This window comes from Ignavibacteriales bacterium, assembly GCA_026390815.1.
GTDB lineage: Bacteria > Bacteroidota > Ignavibacteria > Ignavibacteriales > SURF-24 > JAPLFH01.
This window is the reverse complement of the sequence record JAPLFH010000004.1, coordinates 1-9140: the sequence shown is the minus strand read 5'-3', so window position 1 is coordinate 9140 and position 9140 is coordinate 1. Positions and strand designations below refer to the sequence as shown.

Below are 9140 nucleotides of genomic sequence, written 5' to 3'. Positions count from 1 at the left end.
ACCCGTGGCTGTCGTATAAGAAAATGAACTCATTAAATAATCTGTGTACAGTTCTAAGAGTTCTTTTTTCATCGCATACCTCTGATTTTTGTCACCAGAAATTTAATACCTTTCTTTCTCTTTGCGTAAGGTGAGTTAATAACTAAATTTTGTGGCTGCTCTTTTTTTTCTTCAGATATGGAATCTTGTTCTTGAATTACTAAATCCTGATCCATCGGTTCAATTATTTCCTCAATAGGTTCAGTTCGTTCTTGTTCTGTCAAATTTAAATCATTACTCACTTCAATGTTATCAGGTTCAGAATAGTTTGAAAGAATTTTTATTTCTTCATCAATTTCATCTAACACTTTACTTTCAACCGGAAGAAATTCTCTGTCCTCTTCTTCAATATCACGAATAATCTCATCTTTTGTTAGTTCTAAGTCCTCATCAAATTTAATTTCGGATTCATTTTTTAAACTAGCGAATTCGCTTTCTTCTTCAATATTCAAATTACCAGCTTCGTTTTCTTGGGAATGATTTAGACTCTCCTCGGATTCAACCTTTTTTTCATGTTCATTGCTTGAATCATTCGTTTTCAATTTCTCTTCACCAAGTATCAAAAAATCTTCATCACTCAAGACTAAGTCTAAATCCAGCTCTTCAATTTCTTTCTCTATTAATTTTTGTGTGGTACTTTCCTCTATGTTTGGTTCTTCAATTACTGGTTTTTTAACAATGGCAGTAAATTCTAATTCATCTTTCTCTTCCAAAGGTAATGATGTTTCGGATGAATAACTGTTTATTTTTACAGATTCAAGTTCATCTGGTTGGATTACTTTTTCAGCAAGAATGGATAATGAATTTTCATCATTTATTTCTCGTGTTTGGATTTCCGTTTCAGGTTCTTCAGTTAACGGTATTAAATTATTCTTTGGTTCTTCCAGTACAATTTCTTGAATTGGAGTACTTATTTCTGTAGGCATCTCCAATATTTCTTCTATACCTAAAAATTCTTGCGGTAATTCCAAAGGAACAAACTGATTTTCCTTTATGATATTATCTTCAAAAATATTTTCTTTTTCTTCATCAACTTCCAATGAGGCAATTTGTTCAAATAACCCGGGTTGTGCATCCAATACAACATTCGTTTCTGGAATTAGTGTTATTGGCTCATCAATTACCTTGTCTAATTGATTTTCATGTTCCGCAGTTTCAACATTTTCTTCCCAATCTCCATCATCGCCAATAGTTTTTTGCTCAACAACATCTTTATCAATTGCATGATCAGAATTCTCTTCAGATTCTTTCTTATCAATATGAAGCTCATCCGTAATTGCTTCTTCGGTAATTTCTAAAGGAATGTTTTCCAATTCCTCTTTTTCATTTATTGCAATGGGTTCCGTAACTATAACTTGATTGATTGGTTGCTGCACTGGTTCAGGGATAATTTCTTTCAATTCAATTTCTTCATGTTTTTCTTCAAATGAAAATAGCGTTGCTGGTTCTTCTTGTTTTATCGCCCTTTCTAAATAAGTCCCCTTTTTAATTGGAACAGGTGAGAAAAGAATATTCTGAAGTTCATTAATACTAAAGCTTAGCTTTGTTTCAGTGGGAAGTGCATTTTCCAATCTCTCAAGATAGTTTTCTAATTTCCTTTCTTTAAGGAAAAGCTCCAGTGCAAACAGCGGAACGGTTGTTTTATGTGTGCTGCCAACATTAAAAAAATCAGCCGCATTGCTAAGGACATTATTAATTATTTTTTCCGAATAAGCTGAAAATAGTTGGTTATAAATCCTATCAACCAAAATTTCAAACTCTGATTTGTCAATTGTAATTATTCTTTTTTTGGTAAAGAATTTTTCTAAAAGTTCTTTTAAATGATCGTAATAATGGACATAATTCAGAATCTGTTTAACTTCCTGGATGTTTAAAGTATTTTCTTTGGCAAAGACTAACTTGGTAAGAGCCCATTTTGGTTGAGCTAAAAAATTTACAGTAAAAGATGTGGCATGCAAAATCAGTTGGTCAACATATTCGCTGGAAAGTCTTTTTTCTTTTCTTATTTCATTATTGATTAGCAAAAAATATTTATTTATTTCTTCGCCGGAATAATCGAAATTGGAATTTTCAATTATCTTTTTCCTGTCCTCATAAATCAAGTAATCTACTTCGGCAGAAATGTAATTGCGGATGGCAGGATGCAAATCTGTTGAAGATAATGCGTTAAATGTAAAAGAAGCACCGAGTTTCTTTACTTGATTTATATTAAAATCATAAATGAATTTGATTTCTCGTTCAAACATTTTAAAGTTCTTTTTGTAGAAAGATAATACAATTCAAACAAAAAATCCCGACTATAATCGCATAGGTATCAAACTAAGGAAATTTTGTACTTGAATAGCTTCGGCATTTATGCCGGAGTATCAGAATCCTCAAAAAATCCTGGACTTTAGTCCAACCTACTTGCAGTAGGCAAGTACAATCCTAATGTTGGGCTAAAGCCCTAAATTCTTAGAGAATATTCTTTCCCCGACTTGAAAACCTGCCTACGGTAAGCAGGGTCGGGGCTATTTTCATTATAAACAAAATATTTTACCTTAAGTTGACACCTATACGACTATAATTGGGACTCTTTGTAGAAACCTGGAATTAACAAATAATATTTGCGCTAATGGAAAACTAAAATCCGATTTCTGATTTCGAGTTTTATTCAACGTTTTCCATTTCACTTTATATTCGATTTTAGTTTTGAAGCAAAGTAGTCTCTATTCATTTTTGCAATGTGAGCAACGGAAATTTCTTTCGGGCATTCTGCTTCGCAAGCATAAGTATTTGTACAATTTCCAAACCCAAGTTCGTCCATCGTTTTTATCATTTTCTGAACTCGTTCAAATTTCTCAACTTGCCCCTGTGGCAGATGATTAAGATGAGAAACTTTTGCAGCAACAAAAAGCATAGCCGAAGCATTTTTACATGCTGCCACGCAAGCTCCGCAGCCAATACATGCAGCAGCATCCATTGCAGTTTCTGCAATTTCTTTTGGAATCAGAATTGAATTTGCATCAGGCGCTCCACCAGTACTTGTAGAAATAAATCCGCCAGCTTGAATAATTTTATCGAAAGCCGTGCGGTCAACTATCAAATCCTTAATGATTGGAAATGCTTTTGCGCGCCATGGTTCAACTGTTATTACATCACCGTCCTTAAAGTGACGCATATGGAGCTGACAGGTTGTTATTCCTTTAAGTGGACCATGTGGGCGACCATTAATTACCAATCCACAACAGCCGCAAATTCCTTCACGGCAATCATGTTCAAATGCTATTGGATCTTTTCCACTTCCTTCAAGCTCTTCATTAATCATGTCGAGCATTTCGAGAAAAGAACTATCCGGAGAAATATTTTTTGCATTAAAAGTTACAAATTGACCTTTAGCTTTTGCATTTGACTGCCGCCAAATTTTAAGAGTAAGATTCATATTACCACTCATTATTTGTAACTCCTTGTGGATGGTTTAACATAATCAAAAACTAAATCTTCTTTATGTAGTGTCCATTTTCCAACTTGATTAAATTCCCAAGCGGCAGCATAAGAAAAGTTTTCATCATCACGCTTAGCTTCACCCTCCGGTGTTTGATATTCTTCCCTGAAATGACCACCACACGATTCATTTCTATTTAGTGCATCAATTGCAAGCAGCTCTGCAAGTTCCATAAAATCAGCAACTCTACCTGCTCTTTCTAATGCCTGGTTCAAATCATCTGCTGAGCCCGGAACATTTACATTTTTCCAGAACTCTTCACGTAAATCTCTTATCTCTTGAATAGCTTCCTTCAATCCTTTTTCATTTCTCGCCATTCCAACTTTATTCCAAGCAATTCTACCAAGCTGTCTATGTAAATCGTCAGTTGTTCTTTTACCATTGATCGAAAGTAGTTTCTTTGTTATATCTTTTACAGTATTTTCTTCCTGTAAAAAAGCTTGGTGATCTGTTTTGACGGTTGAAAATTTTGAGGTCGATAAATAATCGCTGATTGTATATGGAATAACAAAGTAACCATCGGCTAAACCTTGCATCAATGCACTGGCTCCTAAACGGTTAGCTCCGTGATCTGAAAAATTAGCTTCACCCAAAACATACAAGCCTGGAATAGTACTCATCAAATTATAATCAACCCATAAACCGCCCATAGTGTAATGTGGTGCCGGAAATATTCGCATCGGTACTTCATATGGGTTTTCTGCTGTGATCATTTGATACATCTGGAATAAGTTGCCATACTTTTCATCAATACTGGCTTTGCCTATCTTTTTTAATGAATCTTCAAAATTGAGATATACAGCCTGACCGGTATCTCCAACACCCATTCCTGCATCGCAAGCTTCTTTTGCGCTTCTCGATGAAATGTCTCTTGGAGCAAGATTACCATATGATGGATATTTTCTTTCCAGGAAATAATCTCTTTCATCTTCTGGAATTTGTTTAGGGGATCTTTTATCACCTGGTTTTTTAGGTACCCAAATTCTTCCATCATTTCGCAAACTTTCACTCATCAAGGTTAATTTGGATTGCTGTTCGCCGTGAAGCGGTAAACATGTTGGATGAATTTGTGTGTAGCAGGGATTTGCAAACAAAGCACCTTTTTTATGTGCACGCCAAATTGCTGTTGCGTTGCAATTCATAGCATTAGTAGAAAGGAAAAACACACGCGAATATCCACCGGTTGCCAAGCAAACTGCATGGGCAGAATATTTTTCTATTTCACCTGTTACTAAATTTCTTGCAACTACACCACGTGCCATTCCATCAACTACAACCAACTCGAGCATTTCACGTCGTGTAAACATTTTTATTTTACCCAACCCAACTTGTCTGCTTAATGCACTATAAGCACCAAGTAAAAGTTGCTGACCCGTTTGTCCGCGTGCATAAAAAGTTCTTGAAACCTGGGCGCCACCGAAAGATCGGTTATCGAGATATCCGCCATATTCTCGTGCAAATGGAACACCTTGCGCCACACATTGATCGATAATGTTGTTGCTTACTTCTGCAAGACGATAAACATTTGCTTCGCGCGCACGATAATCGCCGCCTTTAAGCGTATCATAAAATAATCTGTACACACTATCATTATCATTTGTATAATTTTTTGCAGCATTAATTCCACCTTGAGCGGCAATGCTATGCGCGCGTCTTGGACTATCGTGAAAAGTTAATACAGTAACATTATATCCAAGTTCAGCAAGCGAAGCAGCAGCGGATGCTCCGGCTAATCCGGTACCAACAACAATAATTTCAAATTTTCGTTTATTGGATGGATTAACAAGCTTAACATTAAATTTATGGTTCGTCCATTTATCCTGAATACTTCCAGACGGTATTTTAGAATCTAATTTAATCATCACTTACCTCCTAAAAAATAAAAGTAAACCGGAAAAGTTGCGAATCCGCCTGTAATAATAATTGTGTAAAGTTTACCAAAAAATTTTATTGCCGGAGTATATTTTTTATGATTTAATCCAAGACTTTGAAATGTACTTTGAAAACCATGCCATAAATGAAATCCTAAAAGCAGGACACAGATAAAATACAGCAAAGAATAAAATGGATCTTGAAATGTTTTAATTACAATATCATACATTGTAATATTCTTTCCAGGTTCACCGAACTTAAATACATACCAAAAACTTCTTAGATGAATTACAAGAAAGATAAAGACAATGCTTGCCGTAATCCACATTGTTCTGGAAGGAAGATCAGCCTGAGCCTCTTTGGGATTGACCGCATAACGATTTGGACGAGCAATAAAATTTTCCAGTGTTAATCTTATCCCTTGGTAAGCGTGAACAATAAGACCCAAAAAGAGAACTACCTCAATTACTTTAATTATATAACTAAGTGCTGATTCTGAAAGGATAAAAACATATTGATTGAATGCGTCTCTGCTTACATAAAGAAAAATATTACCAAATAAATGTATGACAAGGAAGATTAGAAGGAAAATTCCAGAAATTGCCATAATAAATTTCTTACCCAGAGAAGAGTTAATTGCTTCAAAGAACCAACTCATTAAATCCTCCTTTTAGAATTTTTTTATGTTAGATATAATTATGTTCTAAACGGTGACAATATTAAAAAAAATCCCGGACAGATGAAATAAAAATCTTTTTTATTTTTCCGTTGAGGCGATAAGCAATTGGAACATAAGTCACATCTTCTCTTTACTTTAAATAAAATTTGTTTTAATTAGAACTATGAATTTCCAATACCTGTTTGCAATAAATGATTCTAAAAACAATTTCAGAAAATTTTTTTAACGTTTCTTAAAGGAGTAAAAATGAAACGAACAATAATTATTTTTTTTCTATTCTTTGCTTTTACAATTAACGCTCAGATTGATTCAACTGATCGACAGTGGACTTATTCTGCTGCGTCAGGAATCAATATTAGCCAGATTGCTCTTAGTAATTGGACGCAGGGTGGTGATAATGCAATTAGCTGGGTTTTGATAGTTGGAGGTAATGCTAATTATAAATATCTGCCATGGAACTTTAAAAATACTTTTAAACTTGGTTATGGAAGAACCAAGTTGGGCAGTGATGATTATAGAACTAATGATAATGAGATTTTTTTGGAAACAGTTTTATCTTATAATATTGGTTGGATATTAGATCCTTATTTCAGCAACACTGTTAGAACCCTTGTTTCTACAGGTTATGATTACAAACAGACCCCGGTTAGTAAAACTGCCGATTTTTTCGATCCTGGTTACATTACACAAAGTATTGGATTTGCATATAACAAATCAAAAACATTTACAACAAGACTTGGACTTGGCTTCCAGGAAACATTCACAAACAAATATAGGATACAATATTCTGACGATCCAAAAACAACGGATAAGGTGGAGGCTTTTAAATTTGATACTGGTATTGAATCAGTAACCAATTCTGAGTTTTCAATTGATGATAATGTACTTTTTACAACAATGCTCCGCTTGTTTTCAAGCTTCAAAGAGCTTGATGTTTGGGATGTTAGATGGGACAATACACTAACTGCAAAAGTAAGCAAGTATTTTTCTGTGAATGTAAATATTCTTACAATATATGAAAAGAGGCAATCACCAAAAACACAGCTTAAAGAAGGTTTACAATTGGGGATTACCTATACATGGTTTTAGAACAATTAACTAATTTACAAAACACATAAATAGAAGAGGTAATTATGTCGATCATTAAAGAATTCAAATCCTTTGCTATGAAGGGAAATGTTATTGACTTAGCAATCGGTATAATAATCGGTGCTGCTTTTGGTAAAATTGTTTCTTCATTTGTTAATGATATTCTGATGCCACCAATTGGTTTGCTTATAGGTGGAGTTGATTTTAGTAGCTTTTCATTTATTCTAAAATATACTTCGGAAGGTAAAATTGCAGCAGCAATCTTTTATGGTAAATTTTTAAATACATTAATCGATTTTTTAATTGTAGCTTTTGCTATTTTTATGATGGTTAAAACTATTAATCAATTGAAAAAAAAGGAAGAAGTTGCGCCGACTGAACCACCAAAACCTTCAAACCAGGAGTTGCTTCTTGCAGAAATTCGTGATTTACTTAAATCAAATTAATTTTTTTAAATAATTATATAATTATATTACATATAAACAATTTAGGAGTGCTATAATATCATGAGGAAAATTTTTCTAATTACTGTTATTTTATTTAGTTTCATCGCCACTTTATCAACTTATGGTCAGTTCGGTTCAAAAGGACTTAAGGTGGGATTGCAGGCAAATTACCTATATCCAAGAAATGATTTTGATAATGACGATGGAATAAAATTAGCCTGGTTATTAAGAGGTTTTATTAGAGCAGATCTTGTTAAAGGGTTGCAAGTAGAGTTTGGAGCAGGGCTTGGTAAATATTCGGGTTTAGCCAACTATTATAACCACGATGATCCAAAAGATTATTATTCAACCAGGATTATTCCAATTGATTTTAGATTTATAATAAGTCCCTGGGAAAGAGAATCTTACAATCCTTATATATTTGCTGGTGTTGGTGCACTTCAGTATGATAAGTTGACCAATGAACTCAGGTTTAAATCTCCGCAGACAATCGAAAATACAGGTTGGACGGCTGTTGTTCCAGCAGGGCTAGGTGTTCAATTTAAGGTTTCAGAAAGTTTTGCACTTGATATGAGTGCAGCAGTTAATCTTACTTTAACTGATAATCTAGACTATTTTAAAAAAAATGATAATAAAGATTTTTATTATACAGCCGGTATTGGTCTATTTTATTTCGGATCAAATGCAAATGCCGATGATGACAATGATGGTTTAACAAACAAGGAAGAAGAGCTATTAGGAACCGATCCTAAAAATCCGGACACTGATGGTGATGGATTATTAGATGGTGCAGAAGTAAAAACATACAAAACTAATCCACTCGATCCAGACACTGATAAAGACGGTTTGAAAGATGGGCAGGAAGTTAATATGTACAAAACTGATCCCAACAAAGCTGATACAGACAACGACGGTTTGAATGACGGTGAAGAAGTTATGAAGTATAAAACTGATCCGTTGAAAGTTGATACTGATGGCGATGGTTTGAAAGATGGTGAAGAAGTTATGAAATACGATACAGATGGTGATGGTTTGAAAGACGGTGAAGAAGTTATGAAATATAAAACAGATCCATTGAATATTGATACCGATGGTGGAACAATAGGTGATGGTGTAGAAGTTAACAGAGGAACAAACCCACTTGATCCAAGTGATGATGTTCCTAAAGTTATTAAAGTTGAAGTTGGACAGGCAATTGTTCTTGAAGGAATTGAATTCAAAACTGCAAGTTCAGAAATTCTTCCTGTATCTGAGGAAATACTTAAGTTAGCCTTGAGTACCTTGAAATATTATAAAGATATGGAAGTTGAAATTGCAGGACATACAGATAATGTTGGGAAGAAAGCATATAATAAAAAACTATCTGATAGTCGTGCAAAAGCAGTTAAAACATGGTTAGTCAATCAAGGTATTGATGAGAAGAGAATAACCACTAGAGGTTATTGGTTCAGCAAACCAATTGCTACTAATAAAACAGCAGAAGGCAAACAAAAGAACAGAAGAATTGAATTCGTCCGTACAAAATAATTTC

General features: G+C 34.1%; 7 protein-coding genes. 3 read left to right on the top strand and 4 right to left on the bottom strand.

The annotated features are described in order from the left end of the window. Window positions 1–68: 68 nt before the first annotated feature. The 4 genes from NTX22_00540 to NTX22_00525 form a co-directional block, all read right to left on the bottom strand. Window positions 69–2285, bottom strand: coding sequence for a hypothetical protein (locus tag NTX22_00540; GenBank protein MCX6148991.1), 2217 nt, complete (start codon window positions 2283–2285; stop codon window positions 69–71). Between the two features lie 422 nt (window positions 2286–2707). Then, a complete protein-coding gene (locus tag NTX22_00535; protein ID MCX6148990.1) occupies window positions 2708–3472 on the bottom strand; it encodes a succinate dehydrogenase/fumarate reductase iron-sulfur subunit in 765 nt (254 codons plus the stop codon). Continuing rightward, window positions 3472–5385 carry a fumarate reductase/succinate dehydrogenase flavoprotein subunit gene (locus NTX22_00530; GenBank protein ID MCX6148989.1) on the bottom strand — a complete coding sequence of 638 codons (1914 nt, stop codon included), beginning with the start codon at window positions 5383–5385 and terminating at the stop codon, window positions 3472–3474. The genes NTX22_00535 and NTX22_00530 overlap by 1 nt, the downstream gene beginning before the upstream one ends. Then, window positions 5385–6053 carry a succinate dehydrogenase cytochrome b subunit gene (locus NTX22_00525; protein ID MCX6148988.1) on the bottom strand — a complete coding sequence of 223 codons (669 nt, stop codon included), beginning with the start codon at window positions 6051–6053 and terminating at the stop codon, window positions 5385–5387. The genes NTX22_00530 and NTX22_00525 overlap by 1 nt, the downstream gene beginning before the upstream one ends. Window positions 6054–6320: 267 nt before the next feature. On the opposite strand from NTX22_00525, the gene NTX22_00520 reads away from it, so the two are divergent. Genes NTX22_00520 through NTX22_00510 form a run of 3 tightly spaced genes read left to right on the top strand, consistent with a single transcriptional unit; the run spans window position 6321 to window position 9136 of the window. After that, the gene (locus tag NTX22_00520) at window positions 6321–7163 is read left to right on the top strand and encodes a DUF3078 domain-containing protein (protein MCX6148987.1); all 843 of its coding nucleotides are present in this window, start codon (window positions 6321–6323) and stop codon (window positions 7161–7163) included. 44 nt (window positions 7164–7207) lie between these two features. After that, window positions 7208–7609 carry a large-conductance mechanosensitive channel protein MscL gene (mscL, locus tag NTX22_00515; GenBank protein ID MCX6148986.1) on the top strand — a complete coding sequence of 134 codons (402 nt, stop codon included), beginning with the start codon at window positions 7208–7210 and terminating at the stop codon, window positions 7607–7609. A 60-nt stretch (window positions 7610–7669) separates the two neighbouring features. Continuing rightward, window positions 7670–9136, top strand: coding sequence for a DUF6089 family protein (locus tag NTX22_00510; protein ID MCX6148985.1), 1467 nt, complete (start codon window positions 7670–7672; stop codon window positions 9134–9136). Window positions 9137–9140 lie beyond the last annotated feature (4 nt).